This window comes from Mesorhizobium sp. P2_E10 (assembly GCF_056404235.1).
Genome location: NZ_JBFUEK010000002.1, coordinates 344,143 through 361,591, shown reverse-complemented (window position 1 = coordinate 361,591; position 17,449 = coordinate 344,143). Strand labels below are relative to the sequence as shown.

At 62.8% G+C, this 17,449-nt stretch carries 24 protein-coding genes; 8 read left to right on the top strand and 16 right to left on the bottom strand.

All coding sequences use genetic code 11. The features are described from left to right. Window positions 1-100: 100 nt before the first annotated feature. The 9 genes from AC1D0N_RS06545 to AC1D0N_RS06505 form a co-directional block, all read right to left on the bottom strand. Entirely contained in the window at window positions 101-712 is a 612-nt protein-coding gene (locus AC1D0N_RS06545; protein ID WP_477242599.1) for a LysE family translocator, read from the bottom strand. A gap of 80 nt (window positions 713-792) precedes the next feature. Further along, window positions 793-1,113 carry a YkgJ family cysteine cluster protein gene (locus AC1D0N_RS06540; protein WP_477243106.1) on the bottom strand — a complete coding sequence of 107 codons (321 nt, stop codon included), beginning with the start codon at window positions 1,111-1,113 and terminating at the stop codon, window positions 793-795. 47 nt (window positions 1,114-1,160) lie between these two features. Beyond that, entirely contained in the window at window positions 1,161-1,325 is a 165-nt protein-coding gene (locus tag AC1D0N_RS06535) for a hypothetical protein (RefSeq protein ID WP_477242597.1), read from the bottom strand. Window position 1,326: 1 nt separating this feature from the next. Continuing rightward, window positions 1,327-1,734 carry a hypothetical protein gene (locus tag AC1D0N_RS06530; RefSeq protein WP_477242595.1) on the bottom strand — a complete coding sequence of 136 codons (408 nt, stop codon included), beginning with the start codon at window positions 1,732-1,734 and terminating at the stop codon, window positions 1,327-1,329. Beyond that, window positions 1,734-1,961 (bottom strand): hypothetical protein, encoded by a 228-nt coding sequence (locus AC1D0N_RS06525; protein ID WP_477242593.1) that lies wholly within the window; start codon window positions 1,959-1,961, stop codon window positions 1,734-1,736. The genes AC1D0N_RS06530 and AC1D0N_RS06525 overlap by 1 nt, the downstream gene beginning before the upstream one ends. Window positions 1,962-2,251: 290 nt before the next feature. Then, a complete protein-coding gene (locus tag AC1D0N_RS06520) occupies window positions 2,252-2,461 on the bottom strand; it encodes a cold-shock protein (protein WP_010915421.1) in 210 nt (69 codons plus the stop codon). A gap of 443 nt (window positions 2,462-2,904) precedes the next feature. Beyond that, entirely contained in the window at window positions 2,905-3,234 is a 330-nt protein-coding gene (locus tag AC1D0N_RS06515) for a YciI family protein (protein ID WP_477242591.1), read from the bottom strand. An 8-nt stretch (window positions 3,235-3,242) separates the two neighbouring features. Beyond that, the gene (locus AC1D0N_RS06510; RefSeq protein ID WP_477242589.1) at window positions 3,243-3,896 is read right to left on the bottom strand and encodes a glutathione S-transferase family protein; all 654 of its coding nucleotides are present in this window, start codon (window positions 3,894-3,896) and stop codon (window positions 3,243-3,245) included. Window positions 3,897-3,992: 96 nt separating this feature from the next. After that, on the bottom strand, window positions 3,993-5,432 hold the full coding sequence (locus AC1D0N_RS06505; protein ID WP_477242587.1) for a patatin-like phospholipase family protein: 1,440 nt from the start codon (window positions 5,430-5,432) through the stop codon (window positions 3,993-3,995). 170 nt (window positions 5,433-5,602) lie between these two features. Here AC1D0N_RS06505 and AC1D0N_RS06500 point away from each other — a divergent pair, with 170 nt between their 5' ends. Beyond that, on the top strand, window positions 5,603-5,782 hold the full coding sequence (locus tag AC1D0N_RS06500; RefSeq protein ID WP_477242585.1) for a CsbD family protein: 180 nt from the start codon (window positions 5,603-5,605) through the stop codon (window positions 5,780-5,782). 57 nt (window positions 5,783-5,839) lie between these two features. Here the strand turns inward: AC1D0N_RS06500 and AC1D0N_RS06495 are convergent, their stop codons facing one another. Further along, on the bottom strand, window positions 5,840-6,973 hold the full coding sequence (locus tag AC1D0N_RS06495) for a metallophosphoesterase (RefSeq protein WP_477242583.1): 1,134 nt from the start codon (window positions 6,971-6,973) through the stop codon (window positions 5,840-5,842). 134 nt (window positions 6,974-7,107) lie between these two features. On the opposite strand from AC1D0N_RS06495, the gene AC1D0N_RS06490 reads away from it, so the two are divergent. Beyond that, window positions 7,108-7,701, top strand: a complete 594-nt coding sequence (locus AC1D0N_RS06490; RefSeq protein WP_477242581.1) for a hypothetical protein — start codon at window positions 7,108-7,110, stop codon at window positions 7,699-7,701. 78 nt (window positions 7,702-7,779) lie between these two features. Here the strand turns inward: AC1D0N_RS06490 and AC1D0N_RS06485 are convergent, their stop codons facing one another. The 3 genes from AC1D0N_RS06485 to AC1D0N_RS06475 all read right to left on the bottom strand — a co-directional run bounded on the left by AC1D0N_RS06485 (window position 7,780) and on the right by AC1D0N_RS06475 (window position 9,365). Continuing rightward, the gene (locus AC1D0N_RS06485; protein WP_477242579.1) at window positions 7,780-8,145 is read right to left on the bottom strand and encodes a DUF1048 domain-containing protein; all 366 of its coding nucleotides are present in this window, start codon (window positions 8,143-8,145) and stop codon (window positions 7,780-7,782) included. A gap of 2 nt (window positions 8,146-8,147) precedes the next feature. After that, window positions 8,148-8,477, bottom strand: coding sequence for a PadR family transcriptional regulator (locus AC1D0N_RS06480; protein WP_477242577.1), 330 nt, complete (start codon window positions 8,475-8,477; stop codon window positions 8,148-8,150). 192 nt (window positions 8,478-8,669) lie between these two features. Then, a complete protein-coding gene (locus AC1D0N_RS06475) occupies window positions 8,670-9,365 on the bottom strand; it encodes a TetR/AcrR family transcriptional regulator (RefSeq protein ID WP_477242575.1) in 696 nt (231 codons plus the stop codon). Window positions 9,366-9,448: 83 nt separating this feature from the next. On the opposite strand from AC1D0N_RS06475, the gene AC1D0N_RS06470 reads away from it, so the two are divergent. Next, entirely contained in the window at window positions 9,449-10,249 is an 801-nt protein-coding gene (locus AC1D0N_RS06470; protein ID WP_477242573.1) for an NIPSNAP family protein, read from the top strand. A gap of 9 nt (window positions 10,250-10,258) precedes the next feature. Here the strand turns inward: AC1D0N_RS06470 and AC1D0N_RS06465 are convergent, their stop codons facing one another. Further along, window positions 10,259-11,086 (bottom strand): alpha/beta fold hydrolase, encoded by an 828-nt coding sequence (locus AC1D0N_RS06465; RefSeq protein WP_477242571.1) that lies wholly within the window; start codon window positions 11,084-11,086, stop codon window positions 10,259-10,261. Beyond that, complete coding sequence (gene choX, locus AC1D0N_RS06460) at window positions 11,083-12,021, bottom strand: choline ABC transporter substrate-binding protein (protein WP_477242569.1); 939 nt, start codon at window positions 12,019-12,021, stop codon at window positions 11,083-11,085. Before choX ends, AC1D0N_RS06465 begins: the two co-directional genes overlap by 4 nt. 82 nt (window positions 12,022-12,103) lie before the next feature. Between choX and betI the strand changes: the two genes are divergently transcribed. Then, complete coding sequence (gene betI / locus AC1D0N_RS06455; protein WP_477242567.1) at window positions 12,104-12,790, top strand: choline-binding transcriptional repressor BetI; 687 nt, start codon at window positions 12,104-12,106, stop codon at window positions 12,788-12,790. Between the two features lie 77 nt (window positions 12,791-12,867). After that, window positions 12,868-13,629 (top strand): SDR family NAD(P)-dependent oxidoreductase, encoded by a 762-nt coding sequence (locus tag AC1D0N_RS06450; RefSeq protein WP_477242565.1) that lies wholly within the window; start codon window positions 12,868-12,870, stop codon window positions 13,627-13,629. A gap of 14 nt (window positions 13,630-13,643) precedes the next feature. On the opposite strand, the gene AC1D0N_RS06445 is transcribed toward AC1D0N_RS06450, so the two are convergent. Continuing rightward, entirely contained in the window at window positions 13,644-14,594 is a 951-nt protein-coding gene (locus tag AC1D0N_RS06445; RefSeq protein WP_477242563.1) for a LysR family transcriptional regulator, read from the bottom strand. A 116-nt stretch (window positions 14,595-14,710) separates the two neighbouring features. Here AC1D0N_RS06445 and AC1D0N_RS06440 point away from each other — a divergent pair, with 116 nt between their 5' ends. The 3 genes from AC1D0N_RS06440 to AC1D0N_RS06430 all read left to right on the top strand — a co-directional run bounded on the left by AC1D0N_RS06440 (window position 14,711) and on the right by AC1D0N_RS06430 (window position 17,390). Continuing rightward, window positions 14,711-15,184, top strand: a complete 474-nt coding sequence (locus AC1D0N_RS06440; RefSeq protein WP_477242561.1) for a cupin domain-containing protein — start codon at window positions 14,711-14,713, stop codon at window positions 15,182-15,184. Between the two features lie 264 nt (window positions 15,185-15,448). After that, complete coding sequence (gene fumC, locus AC1D0N_RS06435; protein ID WP_477242559.1) at window positions 15,449-16,846, top strand: class II fumarate hydratase; 1,398 nt, start codon at window positions 15,449-15,451, stop codon at window positions 16,844-16,846. 121 nt (window positions 16,847-16,967) lie between these two features. After that, the gene (locus AC1D0N_RS06430) at window positions 16,968-17,390 is read left to right on the top strand and encodes a DoxX family protein (RefSeq protein ID WP_477242557.1); all 423 of its coding nucleotides are present in this window, start codon (window positions 16,968-16,970) and stop codon (window positions 17,388-17,390) included. The last annotated feature ends 59 nt before the right edge of the window (window positions 17,391-17,449 follow it).

Sequence of the window (17,449 nt, the reverse complement as noted above, 5' to 3'; positions counted from 1 at the left end):
TTCCATCCCGACAGAATCGGGATGAGGCTCTATCTTCTTGTTTGAGCATGATCTTTTCCGAAAACCGGATTCCATTTTTCGGGATCATGCTCTTGGAGCGCTACCTGTCGGCCAGCGCCAGCTTGGCGCCGAGCATGACGAAGGCGCCGGCGAAGGTGCGGCGCATCCAGGTAAGCACCATCGGCCGCGACACGACATGGCTGCGGATCGAGGCGGCGAAGATGCCGTAGCCGACAAAGACGACGAAGGTCAGGAGCATGAAGACGCTCGAGAGCTCCAGCATCTTGGACAGGGCATGCGGTTCGGTGGTGCTGACGAATTGCGGCAGGAAGGCAAAGAAGAAGATCGACAGCTTCGGGTTGAGGATGTTGATGAGGATGCCGGAGGTGATCACCTTGCCGGCCGAGCGCGGCGCGACATTGTCCTCGACGCTCAAGCCGCCCCTCTCCTTCAGCGTGTTCCAGGCCATGTAGAGCAGATAGGCGACGCCGAGATATTTCAGCGTCTCGAAGGCGACAGCACTTGTGTGCAGCAGTGCCGCCAGGCCGGTGATGGCGGCGGCCATATGCGGGATGATGCCGAGCGTGCAGCCGAAAGCGGCGATGATCGAGGCCCGCACCCCGCGCGACAGGCCGGCGCTCAGCGTGTAGAGAACGCCGGTGCCGGGCGAAGCCACGACGATCAGCGACGTCAACAGAAATTCGATGCTCACGGATGATTCCTCCGACGCGCCCTGCCCGAGGGGAAGGTATCGGGCCGGACGGTGGCGCACAAGACGGGGGCGATTGGCCGTTAGACTGGCAGCCCGTGCGCCTGGCGCGCCATCAGGCAATCGTCGTCGCCGGGCATGCAGGCGCGGCAGACATCGGGGCGAATATCGTAAATGCCGCAAGCGGTTCGTTTGCCGACCTCGCCGGTGAGCGCGGAACAACGCACGCCGTCGCAGCGCATGCCGGATTCGTTGGCGGACACGTGTTTTGCCGGAATCAGGTCGAGCTGCGCGTCATCCTCGGTGGAGAAGCGCGGCCATTCGGCCGAATAGGAACAGCAGGCGCCACAGCTCTGGCAGTCAAACAGGGCGACCGGGCCGGCACCCGAAAAGTCTCCAGCCAGGGCAAGCAGCCCTGACCGGATACGATCGGCGTCTCGCGGCAAGGCTGTTATTTCTTTTTGGTCTTGCGCGACGGCGTTTCCGCCGGCGACTTGAACAGATCGGTCGCGGTCTCAGTGGGGCTGCCCGCCTTCGGCGCAGCCGCGGGCTTGGCCGGCTTCATGGCAGCGCCAGGCGCCGTCGGCTGGTCCTTGGCGGAAAACTTGATGGCCATGTCAATCCTCGTCAGAAAAACGCGATGATGGCGCATTCGGGTTGCGCAAGCGGCCGATCAGCGCCGAGACCGCCGTGATGTTCATTTCCTCGGGCGACCAGTTCCTGGCCTCCGCAATGTGATGCGGTGCCAGCTCGCGGTGCGTGCTGCCGCTGTAGGCGGCGTCCTGATGGGTGACGCGCTCATGGGTCTTTTTGTCCTCGCGGATATATTCGATCAGGTAGTTCGGCGCTTCGGCGCGGCCGCGCACGCCGACGCGCACCTGGGCATCGCCATGCGCACGCTTGCAGCGCTCGAGCTTTTCCAGCACCCGGCGGACATATTCGACCGGCTTGTCCATGCCTGGGACCATGGATGCAATGGTCGCATCGGCATCGATCGGCGTTGGCGGCACGCGTTTGGTCGCCATCAGCGTTTGCCCGCCCGTTTCGGCAGGGCCGCGAGCGCGGCGGCAGCGGCCAAATCGTCGGCTTCCTTTTCCAGGCGCAGTTCGCGCAGCCGCGCGGTCTTTGCTTCCCGGGCCTGGCTGACGGCATCCTGTTCGGAGGTGATGCGGTTGAGCGACATCGATTGGGTCTGGGCCTTGCTGAAGATGGATTCGGCCTGGTCGCGGGATCTCTTTGAAGTGGCGGTCAAGGTCTTTCTCCCGTTCGGAGCATGATGCCGAAAAGTGGCGAGATCGGTCTTTCGGCCAGGACCACGCACAAAGCAAGACGGCAGTCGGATTCAGATTGCTGGAGCGTCCTTAGCACGTTCCGATGAACGCGGGGCTCTTTTGAACTTTTGCAGCGTCGAAAAATGAAAAAGGCCAGGCATTGCCTGACCTTCCATCATAGCCGCGCCTTCCCTGGGGAGACGCAGGCCTCAGAATTCGCCATTCACCGGTGCCAGTACATCCGTGGTCACCGGGAAGGCTGAATTCCGTATTAGGCCGCCTTCAACTGATCGGCGGACATCTTGCCCGACTTGTTGTCGCGGACCATCTCGTAGCCGAGCTTCTGGCCTTCGACGATGTCGCGCATTCCGGCGCGCTCGACGGCCGAGATGTGAACGAAAACGTCGGCCGAGCCGTCGTCAGGCTGAATAAAACCAAAACCTTTGGTGGCGTTGAACCATTTAACTGTGCCGGTGCTCATGACGAACCCTTTCCATGGCAATATTCGTTAATCGCGGTGCGAATGCACAACGATTTTTGTCTCGATTTTTGATGGGGAAGTTCGTCAAAGGCGCGCATGTGTGCGCGGATAACAAAAGTCGGTCAAACAAATATCGACGAATTTCTTCTACGCTTCTTTTGAAGCCGTGTCAATTTTTGGTTTAGGCAACGGCAAGATTCGACGCAAAGTTGTCCGGTGCCAGGATCTCAAAAGTACCTGAGACAGCGCGGTGCGCGGGCGTCAGGCCCTCCCCAAAAAAAATTCTACACACGAGGGAACCAACCCCGCGCCTGTGCATTTTATGGGTGCCGTCAGCAATTCATGAGAGCAATCGAATGAAAGGCTACCGGCAACAGGACGCCCCCCGCGCGATAAAAGGCACGAGGGGCGTTCTTGTATTTGGCGCCATGCAGTGGTGCCCCTCAGATGATTGCGCTCATCAGCGGCAGGATTTCATAGCGGAAGCCCTTCCCCGAGCGGACGACCGGGTCGGCATCGGTCACCGCCCTGGCCTCAGTCTCGCTCCCGACGCGCAGGATCAGTAGCCCCCAAGGACCGGCCGGGTCTGCGACCGGGCCGGCCAGGATCATGGTGCCATCGCGAAGTTTGCCGCGCAGGTAGTCGGCATGCCGGCCCATCAGTTCCCTCTCCTCCTCCGTCATGGTGAAGGCGAAGTCAGGCCGAGGCGGGATCAGCCGGCAGTGGAAGATCGATGGCACTGCCGCCTCGCCCGGTCCGTCGTTGCTGGCCATACCTCCTCCTATTCGTCCGGACCGGGCTCCGGCCAGGTTTCTTTCGCTGCCTCCGCATACCAGTGGCGCATCGCCGGCGTCGCCAGCACAGCGTCGACATAGGCCCGGGTATCCGGCGCGAGCTCGCCGCCATAGGTGTCGAAGCGGGTGACGATCGGCGCGTACATGGCGTCGGCCGCGGTGAAATGGCCGAACAGGAACGGGCCGCCCTTGCCGTGGTTTTCCCGACATTGCCGCCAGATCGCCTCGATGCGAGCCCGCTGCACTTCTCCATCGACGTCGAGCGGCTTGTGACCCTTGGGACGGCGCAGGTTCATCGGCCAGCCATAGCGCACCTCGCGAAAGCCGGAATGCATCTCGGTCGCAACTGAGCGAGCTAAGGCACGAGCGCCGATGTCTGAAGGCCACAGCTTCTTCTGAGGAAACAAGTCGGCGAGATATTCAAGGATGGCAAGGGTTTCCCAGACGATCCTGCCATTGTGATTCAACACCGGCACCAGCCCGGTCGGCGACACTTTGGCCAGATTGGCAAAGGTCTGCGGCGTGCGCAGGCGCACGAAACCTTCCTCGAACGGGATCTCCAGATGCTTCATCGCCACCCATGGCCTGAGCGACCACGAGGAGAAGCATTTGTTGCCGATGTAGAGCTTGAATTCAGCCAAGATTGTCTCCCCAATTTTTCGCCACACTAACCAGCGGATGTGAGGCCAGCAAAGCGTTTTGGCCGCCATGCACTGGTCCAGTCTGCACCCCTGATATCAATGGGCCTGTGCCGTCAATTGCGCCCCAGGCGAGACACCTGCATGCGCGCGGATGGCGGCGACCGCGCTGGCGATCTCCGCATTGACCAGCAGTGCCTCGCGGCCGGCGGCGATGGTGAGATCGACCTGTTCGGCCGGCAGTTTCAGGCGCGTCGGGATCAGGTTCAGCTTGACCTGCCTTGCCGGATCGAGATCGGCGAAGGACAGATGCTCGACGATGAGCTGGACATCGCGGCAGTTCCAACTGCCCGCCGAGCCGCGATAGGCGGCCACCGTCGCGACCGGCAGACTGCAGCGATAGCGCACCAGCTCGTCCTGCCATTGTGAGACGGCCAGCGTCAGCGCATCGAATTCGTCACGCACCGAGGCCGCCAGTGTGGTGCCGGTCACGGCGCCGAACAGCTGGCTGAGCTTCGGCCCGTGGATCTTCTTGGCCCAGGTCACATCGCGGTCGCTGCCGGCGTCGGCGACGATGAATAGCAGCGTCCTCAACCTGACGGCTGCGGACGGTGACAGCGGACCGTAAGGCGTGCCGGCGGCGGAGCGCTCCAGTGTGAAGCCGGTCACGCCGATATTGTCGGTCAGGCCACCGTCGAGCAGCTTCACAAAGTCGAGTGGATCCTCCTTCTGGTAGGAATCGAGCGCCCTGGCATGGGCCCTGAGCCGGGTCGACGCGTTGCGATCGGCCAGCGCCCGCTCCAGCCATTGCGGCCGGTGATAGTCGCAATGCGGACTGGTGGCGGAGATCACGATCGGCGCGAAGACGACAGGCACGGCGGCGGAGGCGGCAACCGCATCGGCCAGCCGCACCTTGTCGAGATCGCTGCACAGGGCCGCGAAGGTGTCGTAGCTGAACAGGAACGGCGTGCGGTTGTAGATATCGGACGCATTGACCCAGACGATGGGCCGGTCCGGCTTGCGGAAGGCCTCGAACGTCGCGCCGTCGAAGAGATGGTCGTTCAGCCATTTGGCAAAGCCGCTGCGGTCGTTGACGCCGCCATTGTAGGCGCGCACCAGATTGAGCGGCGACAGCGATGTCCTGAGATCGGCTTCCGCATCCTGGATGAGGAAGCGCTCGCGAAAATCCTGATAGCCGTCCTTGCCCCTGTAGCCGAAATAGGCTGCGGCGATGGCGCCGCCGGACGCACCGGAAATCATCCTGATGTCGTCAACGAGCGTGCGGCGGTACGGCCGCTCGTCGATGACGATCTCGTCCAGCGCCCGCAGCACCCCATAGGAGAAGGCAGCCGCCCTGGTGCCGCCGCCGGAAAAGGCGAGGCCGACCACGGTCGAGCCGTCGTCGCCCGGATCGGGTAGGAAGGTCGGCGACGGGTGGCCAACCTTGGAGACCTCGACGTTGATCGGCCCGACATCGTCGGCGACGCAGCCGGCCATCAGCATGGCAGCAGCCAAGGCAAGGTCTGGACGAAAACGCATCCGACACCCCCGGGCCAACTTCACCTTGCGGCCCGAGCGGAGCCTATCCGGATTGACCCGCCGGGCGCAACCGGCGCGGTCGGCATGGCAGGTGTGGAACCAGAAGCACGCCGGCCCGTTTGCCTCTCGCGAATGAAGCACCGGAATTCAAAATCCCAGGAGATGCAAAAATGGTGAACAAGGATCAGGTCGCGGGCGTGGCCAAGCAGGTCAAGGGCTCGATCAAGCAAGCCGCCGGCAAAGCCACCGGCAATCGGCAGACCCAGGCCGAAGGCACGGCCGACAAGATCGCCGGCAAGGTGCAGAAGACCTATGGCGACATGAAGGACAAGATCAAGAAAGCGCTCTAACACAGCACCGCGGAACGCTTTGACGATCGAGGAAAGGCGGCCTCTCAGGCCGCCTTTTCATGTGTTCCAGCCTTTGCTGAAGGCATTGGTGAAAGTCACGGCGCCATGGTCGTCGCTGGCCTCGCCCAGCACCACATCCATGCCGTCACTGGTCACCCGCGCGACAGCGAAACCGCCCATATAGGCTGCCTTCGGCTTGAACAAATCGAGCCCGTCGCGGCGGTAGATCAGCGGCGTGTCGTGCTGGTGGCCGTGGAAGATGGCGATGACATTGTAACCCTTCAGCGCCGAAAGCAGCGCCTGGCGGTCGGCCTCGCTCCACCAGTGCGGCGCGCCGGTGCCGTCATCGTCGTAGGTTCGTTTGGCGGCATCCCAGCGTTCGGTCGAAAACGTATCCCAGCCATAGTGCTGGAACAGGATGACAGGGCGGCCGTCCGCTGCGTAGGTCGCCAGATCCTGCTTCAGCCATGGCAGGCTGGAGATGGCGCCGTGGCCGGTGTCGCCGGCGAAACGGTGCGTCTGGACGAGATGCAGGCCGCCCCAATCCCATGAATAGCAGTCGGTATCGACATCATAGTCGGTCGCCGGCACCGGCGGCTTGAAGAACACGCCGGCGCGGTGATTGACCTCGACATAGTCGCGCATTTCGCGGCGGTACCAGTCGACATGGTGCGGCGGGCCGTTCTGGTCGAGGTCGTGGTTGCCGAGCCCGACATAGACCGGCATGTGGACACGATCGGGGCCAACGCCTTGGCTGTAACGCTGGCTGAACTGCAGCAACTGCGTGCCTTCGCTGGGCTGGGTGATCTGGCCGCCGCCATCATCGGTGATGTCGCCGCCGACGACGAGGCCGAGCGGCGTGCCGATACGGCTGCCGGCCGAACGCAGGCCGGTGGCGACGCCATTGATGTCCGCCGGCCAGTCCTTGTCACCGAGGCCGTTCAGCGCGGCGACGCCGCGCAGCAAGGCGGCGTCGGTCTTGCCTTCCTGCTGGCAGTTGGGGCTCAAGCCGCTGGCCATGCGGCAGGCGTGGATATCGGCGACGAACAGAAAGGTGGCGTCGATGGGCGCAATGCGCTGCCCGGTCTGGCTGAGCGCCGGGCGCGCGACAGCGCCGGCCACGGCAAACCCCGCTGCCTGGGCCAGGAAGCCGCGCCGGGAGACCAATTTTTGCGAAAGGCGATTCATCATGGCGCGAAATTCAGCACAGCTGGCAACGGTTCGTCCAGTTTTGCGCGCGGGTCACAAGACCTGCTGGCCATCGACAGCGTGTTGCGGGTCTGTCATTTCTACGCGCGCTAACGTTCAGCTTGTACGGGGACGCCATGAAAGCTGCACCTATCGGCATGATACTGGCCGCATTGCTGTCGGCGGGTGTCGCCGATGCCGCCGGTTGCATCGACGCGAAATCCGCCAAGGACGGCTTCGTGCTGGAAATGCCCGGCATCCGCAGCGAGTTCCGGCCGGCAGCGGGCGGTATGGTTTCCGTCGCCAACACATACCAATCCGAATCGCCGCAGACACAGTTCCTGTTCGGCGGCTTGATCGAGGTGTTTCGCGACAGTGATACCGGCCGGCTGGCGATGATCCCGTTTTCAGATCTCAGAAAACTGTTTCCGTTGAAGACGGGGGCGAAGAGCACGATCGAATTTGTCGAGCTGTCGCCGAACAAGCAGCCGAAGAGCACCAAGACGCTGACTTTGACCGTCAAAGGCAAGGAGGCGTTCAGCCTCGGCGACTGCAAATACAATGTTCTTGCCGTCAAAGAGACCTTCAAGAACGGGGCCGGCGAGATGCTGGATACGTTCACCGCGCTCTATTCACCCGATCTGCAAGCAGCGCTCGCCCGGCGCTACGATGAAGGCACCAGCGCGGAATCGGTGAACGGTTATACGAAGATCAAACCGCTACCTAATTAGTGGATTGAATCGTACGCTTGGCACGGCGCCGCAGAATTGGCTGCCTGGCCGCCGTCTGGATATCCGTTCCTTCGGTTGTCACCGCTGGCTGTCCGCGACGCGATCAATGGCGTCGGTCAGTCGTTTCCGCTCCTTGTTGATCCACTGACCCTCCGAGTAGTTCTGGAGAAACGTCTCAGCGAACTCCACAGGGTTCTCCCCGACGACGGCGCGGATCGGGGTTCCATTCACGACGCTCTGCTCGAAGAGGTCGGCGAGATCCTCCAGCATCGACACCAAGGTGTCGCCTTTCGTTATCGCCCCGAAGTACATCAGGTACCGATCCAGCGCATCGATCGCGGCGCGATAGTTAGCGGGAAGCTGTTGCGTGCGCGCTTTGTACTGCCGGTAGCGCTTCTTCTGCTCGAGCGCCCCTGTGATCTGCTCGATCCATGCTGTGGCCATGTCTATTTCCTTTCTGCGTGGAGCTGTTCGAGCCGTTCTGCGAGGAAGCTCCACGTCCTCCAGAACTCTTCGAGATAGTCCCGTCCCTGAGCGTTGAGCGAATAGACCTTGCGCGGCGGCCCCATCTGGGACGGGATCTTGTGCACGTCGACGAGGCCCTTTTGCTCGTTCCTGACGAGCAGGGCGTAGACGGTGCCTTCGGCGATGTCGGAGAAGCCCTGCTCTCGCAACCGTGCCGTGATCTCGTAGCCGTACGCCGGCTGCGCGGACAGAATCGCGAGGATGATGCCCTCGAGCGTGCCCTTGAGCATCTCTGTCATCTGCTTGCCCACGCAACCTCCTCTGGCTATTCAGTGTTACTGACTACCGGTATATAGCGTCACTGAATAGCGGTCGTCAAGTGCGACGTTGCCTGATTGTCAAGGATGGCGTGGCCGTCTTGCCAGGCGGGGCCTCGCGCTCGACAGCGTTGAGGAAGCGGATGAATCGATAGAGCCGGCGGGCCAGCGCCGTTCGTCTGGCCGCTAAGGCCCTGGTCGCGGCAGTACCCTGCGAGGTCGTCTGGCTCTCGCTCCGTCCTGGACCGATGGAGCCGAGCTGGTCACGCGCTGCAATTCCTCCAGGCAGTCGCGCAGCACCTTGGCATCCTGCGCCGTCTTGGCCATCGACATGGCGCCGGAGTAGGTGGCGACGGTCAGTGCTGCAAAGCGCTGCGCATCGGTGCCTTGCTCCCTGCCCGCTTGCTGGTCGGCCCTGACCTTGTCGGCGATCGCCTGGCGCCATGCGGAAAAGATGTGAGCCAAGGCCACGCGAAAATCCGGATCGGCCAACGACAGTTCATGCGCCAGATTGTTGAGCGGACAGCCGCGCACGAAGCCTTGCTGTTCCAGCTCCGTCGCCACCGCTTCGAACACCTTGCGTACGCCTTCGCGAGCCGAGCCTGCAGCGTGCACCGGCGCGATCCAGGTTTCTTCGACGGCTGCGGCAACGCGCTCCTCGATCACGGCAAGCGCCAGCGCCTTCTTGGTCGGGAAATGGTGGTGCAGCGCGCCGCCGGTAACACCTGCCGCCGCCATCAGGTCGCCCATGCTGGAGGCATTGTAGCCGCGCGCCTGAAACGACGCTTCGGCGACGTCCAGAACCTTGTTGCGCACGCCTTCGGGGTCGTTGGTGCGTTTGGATGACCGCCCTTTCGGACGCCCGGCAATCTCTGCTGACATCTGCGCACGATAGCAGATTGACAAAACAGGACAATCGGTCTGTTTTATAAACCGGATGATCATCCTGTTTTGGAGGCGACGCAATGAACTTGCCCTTAGCTGCCCCTACGAGATCCGCCCTGCACGCTTCGCCAGTCGTCGAACTCCGGCAATACACGCTGAAGCCCGGCAAGCGCGATACGCTGATCGATATCTTCGACACCCACCTGATCGAAGGCCAGGAAGATGCGGGGATGACCATCATCGGTCAGTTCCGCGACCTTGACCGGCCTGACATGTTCGTCTGGATGCGTGGTTTCGACGGCATGGAGGCGCGGAAAGACGCACTGACTGCTTTCTATGAAGGGCCGGTGTGGGGTGCCTACAGCAATGCCGCCAATGCCACGATGATCGATTCCGACGATGTGCTGCAGCTGAAGCCGGCATGGCCGGGCGCCGGCTTCGACCTGTCGGGGTTGCAACGGCCAGTACCGGCATCGGCAGCCCATCAAGACGCCGACGTCGAAAAATTGAACGGTGACAGTCGCTTGAAGGGTATCGTTGTCATGCAGATTCATCATTTGCGGGAGGGCGCGCAGGCCGGCTTTGCCGAAAACTTCGAGGCCTTGGCCGTCCCAACGCTCAAGGCGCTCGGCGCAAAGCTGCTCGCCGCCTTCGTCACCGAACGCGCCGAAAACAGTTTCCCCCGCTTGCCGGTGCGAACATCCGAAAACGTCTTCATCAGCGTCACCGGTTTCGACAACATCGAGGCGCACGCCCGCCATGAAGCGGCCTTGGCGAACGCGCCGAAGTGGCAGGCATTTCTGCAAGCAGCGCAGTCGGCCATCGCCAAACCAACCGAAACCTTGCGCCTGTCGGCGACCTCGCAATCGCTGCTGAGGTAGCCCCTCGTATCAGGCCCCTGCCCTGAATTTGCCGGTGATGGCGGCGGCGGCGAGTGCCGGATCCTCCCAGTGCGGATTGTGGCCGCAGCCTTCAAGGCGGACGAAGTCGGAACCTGGAAGCGCGCGCAGCAGCGCTCGCTGATGCGCCTCACCGAACAGCGGATCGACTGCGCCGCCAATGATCAGCGTCTTCTGCCGCACGGCCGACGCCGCACCGGCCAGATCAGCGCTGCGAAGCTGTTCTAGGATCAGCCGCCAGCGCTCAGCCGGCATTGCAGAGGCCTCCTGCGCCATCAATGCCAGGAAGGCCTGCGGCACGCCGGGCCCGCAGGCATGCCACCACGCATAGAACGGGTCGGCAGGCGAGATCGGGTCGCGCAAGGCCCGGACGCCGCTCACCATTTGATGGTCCTGCGAGATGCCGGGCTTCAGCGTTCCCGCCACCAGCACCAGCCCACCGATCAGCTCGCCATACTTGGCTGCCGCCTCGACGGCGATCATGGCGCCAAGCGAATGGCCGACGAGAACCGGCCGTTCGAGCCGCAACCGCCCGATCAGCCCGGCAATGTCGTCGGCGAAGTCCGCAGGCCGGAAAGCGCGCGATCCGGCCTCTGAAGCGCCATGGCCGCGCAGGTCCGGGATGACCAGCCTGCGGCCTGCCAGATGCGGCACCAGCAGCGAAAAGCTGCGGCTGGTATCGGTGAAGCCATGGATCAGCAGCAGGGCCGGCTCGGCGCCGGGGATTTCGATGCAAGCCATGGCGAGGCCACCGACATCGACCATGTGCTTGCGGCCGGCCCACTCTTCCTGCCCGGCCTCCAGTCCAGAGGAATTCACAGGCCGAGCTTTTCCTTCACCGCGGCCAGGCCAGGCTTGCCGTCGAAACTGGTGACCCCGGCCAACCAGGCGTCGAGACGGCCCTTGTTCAGGGTGATTGCCTTCAGTGCGGCCTCTTCAGGCTTCATGCCGTCATTGATCAGATAGCCCATGCCGACATTCTCGAAGTCGACGTCGAAGACGAGATTCTTCAAGAGTTGCGCGACGTTCGGGCATTCCTGCAGATAGCCCTTGCGCACCTGCGTCGACACTGTTGCTGCGCCGAAATTCGGGCCGTAGAACTTGTCGCCGCCGGTCAGATACTTGAAGTCGTACATTGTGTTCATCGGATGCGGCGCCCAGGCCTGGAAGACGATGAACTGCTTTTCCTTGATCTCGTAGCCGACCTCCGACAGCATGCCGGCTTCGCTCGACTCGACCACCTGCCAGCCATCGAGGCCGAGCGAAGGATCGGCGATGGCATCCATCATCAGCTGGTTCGATCCGGGCTCGATGCCGTACATCTTCTTGCCGAACTTGTCGGCGAATTTGTGCAGGTCGGAGAAGTCCTTGACGCCAGCCTCCCAGACATAGGTGGGCACCGCGAAAGTGTATTTGGCACCTTCGAGATTGACGCGCACATTCTCGATCGAGCCGTCCTTCTTGTAAGGCGCATAGTAAACGACGGTGGCGGGATCCCAATAGCCAAGGAACGCGTCCAGGTCCTTGTTCTTCATGCCCTCATAGATGACGTTCATGCCGAGCACATCGCTTTTCGCCTGATAGCCGAGCGCGTCAAGCAGGACGCTGGCGATCCCCGTGGTGAAGGCGAGATCGTTCCAGCCGGGTTCGGCCATGCGTACCGTCTTGCACTGCTCGGTCTCGCCCGCCTGGGCGGCGTGAGATGCCAGCGCCAGCGCTGCCAGACAGACGCCAGTTGCAAAGATGCGTTGCATTTCGGTTCTCCTCATTGTGCTATGTTGACCATTTGGTCTAATTATTGTCCCACCGGTCAATTGTTGATCTAGATGGACGAAAATGTCAACTTGGATTCGTGATGCATGGATCGAACCCGTGAAACTGACTCGTCTTAGCGACATACGCCGCAAGGAACTGCGGCAGGCGGCTTTCGCTGTCCTGCAGCGCGAAGGCATTGCCGGAGCGACCTTGGAAAAGGTCGCCTCCCAGGCCGGTGCATCGAAGGGCATCGTGCTGCATTATTTCCGCAACAAGCAGGAATTGTTCGAGCACGCGATGCGCGAGGCCAACGTCGTCCTGCGTGATGCGGTGATCGCACGGCTTCGCCGGGCACGGACTCCGATGGAGCGCCTGGAGGCGGTGATCGAAGGCAATTTCGAGCCGCATTTGTTTCAGCCTCCACTCTGCCATGCGTGGCTTTCGCTCTGCGCCGAGGTGCCGCGCGACGAGAACCTGGCCCGTATCCAGAAGGTGATCCACGCCCGCATGCGCTCTAACCTTTTGTCCGGCCTGCGCGGTCTTGCCCCGCCCAGGGAGGCCAAGGACATCGCGCTTGGCGTCTCCGCGCTGATCGACGGGCTCTGGCTGCGGCTCGCCCTGCGGCCGGGAAGTGTGTCGCGCGAACAGGCGATCCGCCAGGTCAAGGATCATGTCGCCGCGCGGCTGGTCTTCCGGGAAGCCTTGCCTGGCGACGGAGCAGCAGTAGCCTCTGGCCGGCGGTCTGGCGAAGTTCATACTGTGCGATAGGCCGATGACTTGACCGCGACTGCCGGCAGCGGTGCTCTGACCGTGCGGCGGGTGGCGAGAGCGCGCAGGAGTATTCGATGAGATTGGGCGGCAAACGGGCGCTGGTCACCGGCGGTTCCGACGGCATCGGCCTGGCCATCGCCGAGGCCTTTTTGCGCGAGGGTGCTGAGGTTCTGATCGTCGGCCGCGACGCCGGAAAACTCGGCGCCGCTCGCGAAAAACTCGGCGCCGGCGTCGAAACGCTGTCGGCAGACCTTGCCACATCAGCCGGTATCGACGCCGTGGTCGATCAGGTGAAAAAGTCCGGCCGGTCGCTGGATATCCTGGTCAACAATGCCGGCGTGGCGTTCCTGGTGCCCTTCGAGACGGTCAGCGAAGAGCAGTTCCAACAATCCTTCGCGCTGAACGTGACGGCGGCGTTCTTCCTCACCCAGCGCCTGCTGCCGCATCTCACGCCAAGCGGTGCCTCGGTGATCAACATCTCGTCCTATTTCGCCAACAAGATGATCCCGAAGCGGCCGTCGAGCCTCTATTCGCTGTCGAAGGGCGCGCTGAATTCGCTGACCAAATCGCTGGCCTTTGAGCTCGGCCCGCGCGGCATCAGGGTAAATGCCATCGCACCCGGCACCGTCGACACCGCCATGCGGCGCAAATCGATCGAGAACCTGCCGGCGGAAGCACAAGCCGAACTGAAAGCCTATGTCGAGCGCAGTTATCCGCTCGGCCGCATCGGCCAGACAAAGGACCTCGCCGGCATTGCCGTGTATCTGGCCAGCGACGAGGCGGCGTGGACCAGCGGTGGCATTTTCGCCATCGACGGGGGGTACACTGCAGGGTGAGAAGCGGTCGGCTGCTATGAGCCGCCAGAGTCCCGGAAACCAAGCACTCCAACAGCTTCGAGTATCTGCTCGCGAACCCAGCGGTGCGGCGGCTCGTCGTCGTGGCGCGCGTGCCAGTACATCCTGACTTCAGGAACGGAAATGGGGAGCGGCGGTTCAAAGATGGCGAGCGGCAGGCTCTTCGCCGCCCAAACCGCGAACTGCATGGGAACCGCGGCAAGATAGTTTCCGTTTGCCACCGCCAGCGCGACAGCCTGAAAGTGCGGCAACGCCAGGCTCACACGACGCGTTCGCCCGATCCTGCCGAGCGCCTCGTCGGTGGAGCCCGACATCGAACCGTCGATGGAGCGAAGAACGTGGGGCAGTTCGCAGAAAAGGTCGATCGGCAGCCGCTCGCTGTCCGCAATCCCGCTCTGCCTGATTGCGGCGTTGTCCCTCGCCGCAATGATTGCGAATGGCGAATGGAATAGCGGCGTGCTGGAGACCCAGTCGGAAACCTCCAGCGGGCGTTCGAGTGCCGCGTCGATTTCATCCTCCTGGAGCAGCCTCGAAACGTCGCCCCGCGCGCTGTCCAGAAAGCGGAACGACACGCGGGGCGCCATTTCGGCGATACGTGCCGCAAGGAACGGCATCAGCATCATGGAGAAGAAGTCCGCGCCCATCAGCGTGAAGGTTCGGTCAAGCTCCGCCGGATCGAAGCTTTTCGTGGACTGGAAGACACGTTCGATTTCGCGAAGCGCCACGCGCAACGGCTCCGCCAGGCTCTCGGCCCGCGGCGTCGGCACCATCTCATTGCCGCGCCGCACGAACAGCTGGTCGTTGAGGACATGCCGCAGGCGATTGAGCGCAGCGCTGACCGCAGGCTGGCTGAGGCCGATCTGCTCGCCGGCACGTGTAACGCTTCTTTCCCGCAAAAGCGCGTCGAACACCCGGACAAGATTGAGGTCGAGCGCGTTCAAATTCATCGCATCAATTCATCCCATACGATCATTCGATTTCCGTTGCGGGCATGTCCTTGGTTAGGTCGTCGTCAGCGCCACCCAGTCGGCACAGGCGACAAAAGGAGCAGAAAGCCATGACAATGACCCCCGGGACGATCACAGGCAAGGAACTCTTCTGGTTCAACAACACGCTCATCGCGATCCACATCCCGTCGGCCGCGGGAGAGGACGGCATCTGCGTCGTCGAGCATTGCATGCCGTATGGCGACTCTGCGCCGCTGCATGTGCATCGCCAGGAAGATGAGGTGTTTCATGTTCTGGAGGGGCGGATGCGCTTTCAGATCGACGGCCAGGAACGGCTTGCTGGCCCCGGCGATACAGTCATCGCACCGAAAGGCCTGCCGCACACCTACCGGGTCGAGTCGCGCGAAGGCGCGCGCACACTCACCGTCACGCGCGGTGCGGATTTCGAAACGCTGCTGCGCCAGGCGGGTCGCCCTGCCGAGCGGCCGGAATTGCCACCCCAGACGGAACCGACGCCGGAAATCATCGCGGCTCTGGTGCAGCTCTGCGCAAAGAACGGCATCGATATTGTCGGGCCGCCGCTGGGGTGAGCTGCTTGTCTCCCCCCTTGAGGGGGAGATGGCCGGCAGGCCAGAGGGGGTCGCTGCGCGTGATGCGCCAGCTTCCTGTGGCGGCGACAGGGGCCGCGTCAAGACGTACCGACCCCCTCTGTCGCCTTCGGCGACATCTCCCCCTCGAGGGGGGAGATTACCTGCGCCTTCAACCGATTTGCATCCTCGGCCATCGCAATCTCCGCTTGAAGCGATTTGTGCAACGCGATACGCCGTTGCCGAATTCGTCATTCGGAGAGAGCCGTGAGCGCGCCAAAGACCAGAACCGAAACCGACACGTTCGGTCCCATCGAGGTCGCCGCCGACCGCTACTGGGGCGCGCAGGCGCAACGTTCCCTCGGCAATTTTAGGATCGGCTGGGAAAAGCAGCCGGCCTCGATCGTCCGCGCCTTGGGCATCGTCAAGCGCGCGGCGGCCGAAGCCAATATGGAGCTGAAGCGGCTCGACCCGGCACTCGGCAAGGCGATCGTCGAAGCCTCCCAGGAGGTCATCGACGGCAAGCTCAACGAGCATTTCCCGCTGGTCGTCTGGCAGACCGGCTCGGGCACGCAGTCCAACATGAACGCCAATGAGGTGATCTCCAACCGGGCGATCGAGATGCTGGGCGGCGTCATGGGCTCGAAGAAGCCGGTGCACCCCAACGACCACGTCAATATGAGCCAGTCGTCGAACGACACCTACCCGACGGCCATGCACATCGCCTGCGCCGAGCGCATCGTGCACGACCTGCTGCCGGCGCTGAAGCATCTGCATGCAGCACTCGAAGCCAAGACGAAGGCGTTCGCCCATATCATCAAGATCGGCCGCACCCACACGCAGGACGCGACGCCCCTGACGCTTGGCCAGGAATTTTCCGGCTATGCGGCGCAGGTCGCCTCGTCGATCAAGCGCATCGAGCTGACGCTGCCCGGCCTGCAGGAACTGGCGCAGGGCGGCACTGCCGTCGGCACAGGCCTCAATGCGCCGGTCGGTTTTGCCGAAAAAGTGGCGGCGCGCATTGCCGATATCACCGGCATCGGCTTCGTCACCGCCCCGAACAAGTTCGAGGCACTGGCGGCGCACGATTCCATGGTGTTTTCGCATGGCGCCATCAACGCGTGCGCCGCCGCCCTGTTCAAGATCGCCAACGACATCCGCTTCCTCGGCTCCGGCCCGCGCTCCGGCCTTGGCGAACTCTCGCTACCGGAAAACGAGCCGGGCTCGTCGATCATGCCCGGCAAGGTCAACCCGACGCAGTGCGAGGCTCTGACGCAGGTCTGCGTCCAGGTGTTCGGCAACAATGCGGCGTTGACCTTCGCCGGCAGCCAGGGCCATTTCGAGCTCAACGTCTACAATCCGCTGATGGCCTATAACTTCCTGCAGTCGGTGCAACTGCTGGCCGACGCCTCGGTGTCCTTCACCGACAATTGCGTCGTCGGCATCGAGGCGCGGGAAGACAACATCAAGGCGGCACTCGACCGCTCGCTGATGCTGGTGACGGCACTGGCGCCGACCATTGGCTACGACAATGCGGCCAAGATCGCCAAGACCGCGCACAAGAAGGGCACGACCCTGCGCGAGGAAGCGCTGGCAACCGGACTGGTCAGCGAGGCCGACTACGACCGGCTGGTGCGGCCCGAAGACATGACGCATCCGGGCTGAAGTCACACTCGATCACAAAAGCGTTATCCCGGTGAACGAACTGTCGCCGGATAGGCATCTTTGGTGAACAGTCGGCCTGAACTATCTGGAGGAGGTATTCGCAACCTCCCGGAGAGTCACCATGTCCATCAACAGTTCAGTCGCCGGTTCCGGCGCCGCTTCCAATGCCTCAACCACAATCCTGCTCGGCCGCATCCTGCTCGCGGTCATCTTCCTGCTTTCCGGTTTCGGCAAGCTGACCGCGATTGCCGGTACCGCCGGCTACTTCGGTAGCCTCGGCCTGCCGCTGCCGACCGTGACGGCAATCGTCGTTGGTCTGATCGAGCTTGTCGGCGGTCTCGCCATCCTCGTCGGTTTCCAGACCCGTATCGCCGCCTGGGTGCTCGCCATCTTCACCGTCGCCACCGGGCTGGTCGCCCACACTGGCTGGGCCGACCAGATGCAGATGATCCAGTTTCTCAAGAATCTCGCCATTACGGGCGGGTTCATCCTGCTGGCCTCCTCGGGCGCCGGTGCCTATTCGATCGACGCCAAGCGCGGCTGAACCCCGTTCTTAGAAACGACCAAAAGGGGCTCGGAATTTTCCGGGTCCCTTTTTCGTTG

Coding starts and splice junctions, on each gene's coding strand:
- AC1D0N_RS06535 (WP_477242597.1), bottom strand. CDS start 1,325: ATGGCCATCAAGTTTTCCGCCAAGGACCAGCCGACGGCGCCTGGCGCT.
- AC1D0N_RS06530 (WP_477242595.1), bottom strand. CDS start 1,734: ATGGCGACCAAACGCGTGCCGCCAACGCCGATCGATGCCGATGCGACC.
- AC1D0N_RS06520 (WP_010915421.1), bottom strand. CDS start 2,461: ATGAGCACCGGCACAGTTAAATGGTTCAACGCCACCAAAGGTTTTGGT.
- AC1D0N_RS06515 (WP_477242591.1), bottom strand. CDS start 3,234: ATGGCCAGCAACGACGGACCGGGCGAGGCGGCAGTGCCATCGATCTTC.
- AC1D0N_RS06505 (WP_477242587.1), bottom strand. CDS start 5,432: ATGCGTTTTCGTCCAGACCTTGCCTTGGCTGCTGCCATGCTGATGGCC.
- AC1D0N_RS06500 (WP_477242585.1), top strand. CDS start 5,603: ATGGTGAACAAGGATCAGGTCGCGGGCGTGGCCAAGCAGGTCAAGGGC.
- AC1D0N_RS06495 (WP_477242583.1), bottom strand. CDS start 6,973: ATGATGAATCGCCTTTCGCAAAAATTGGTCTCCCGGCGCGGCTTCCTG.
- AC1D0N_RS06490 (WP_477242581.1), top strand. CDS start 7,108: ATGAAAGCTGCACCTATCGGCATGATACTGGCCGCATTGCTGTCGGCG.
- AC1D0N_RS06485 (WP_477242579.1), bottom strand. CDS start 8,145: ATGGCCACAGCATGGATCGAGCAGATCACAGGGGCGCTCGAGCAGAAG.
- AC1D0N_RS06475 (WP_477242575.1), bottom strand. CDS start 9,365: ATGTCAGCAGAGATTGCCGGGCGTCCGAAAGGGCGGTCATCCAAACGC.
- AC1D0N_RS06470 (WP_477242573.1), top strand. CDS start 9,449: ATGAACTTGCCCTTAGCTGCCCCTACGAGATCCGCCCTGCACGCTTCG.
- choX (WP_477242569.1), bottom strand. CDS start 12,021: ATGCAACGCATCTTTGCAACTGGCGTCTGTCTGGCAGCGCTGGCGCTG.
- betI (WP_477242567.1), top strand. CDS start 12,104: ATGTCAACTTGGATTCGTGATGCATGGATCGAACCCGTGAAACTGACT.
- AC1D0N_RS06450 (WP_477242565.1), top strand. CDS start 12,868: ATGAGATTGGGCGGCAAACGGGCGCTGGTCACCGGCGGTTCCGACGGC.
- AC1D0N_RS06445 (WP_477242563.1), bottom strand. CDS start 14,594: ATGAATTTGAACGCGCTCGACCTCAATCTTGTCCGGGTGTTCGACGCG.
- AC1D0N_RS06440 (WP_477242561.1), top strand. CDS start 14,711: ATGACCCCCGGGACGATCACAGGCAAGGAACTCTTCTGGTTCAACAAC.
- AC1D0N_RS06430 (WP_477242557.1), top strand. CDS start 16,968: ATGTCCATCAACAGTTCAGTCGCCGGTTCCGGCGCCGCTTCCAATGCC.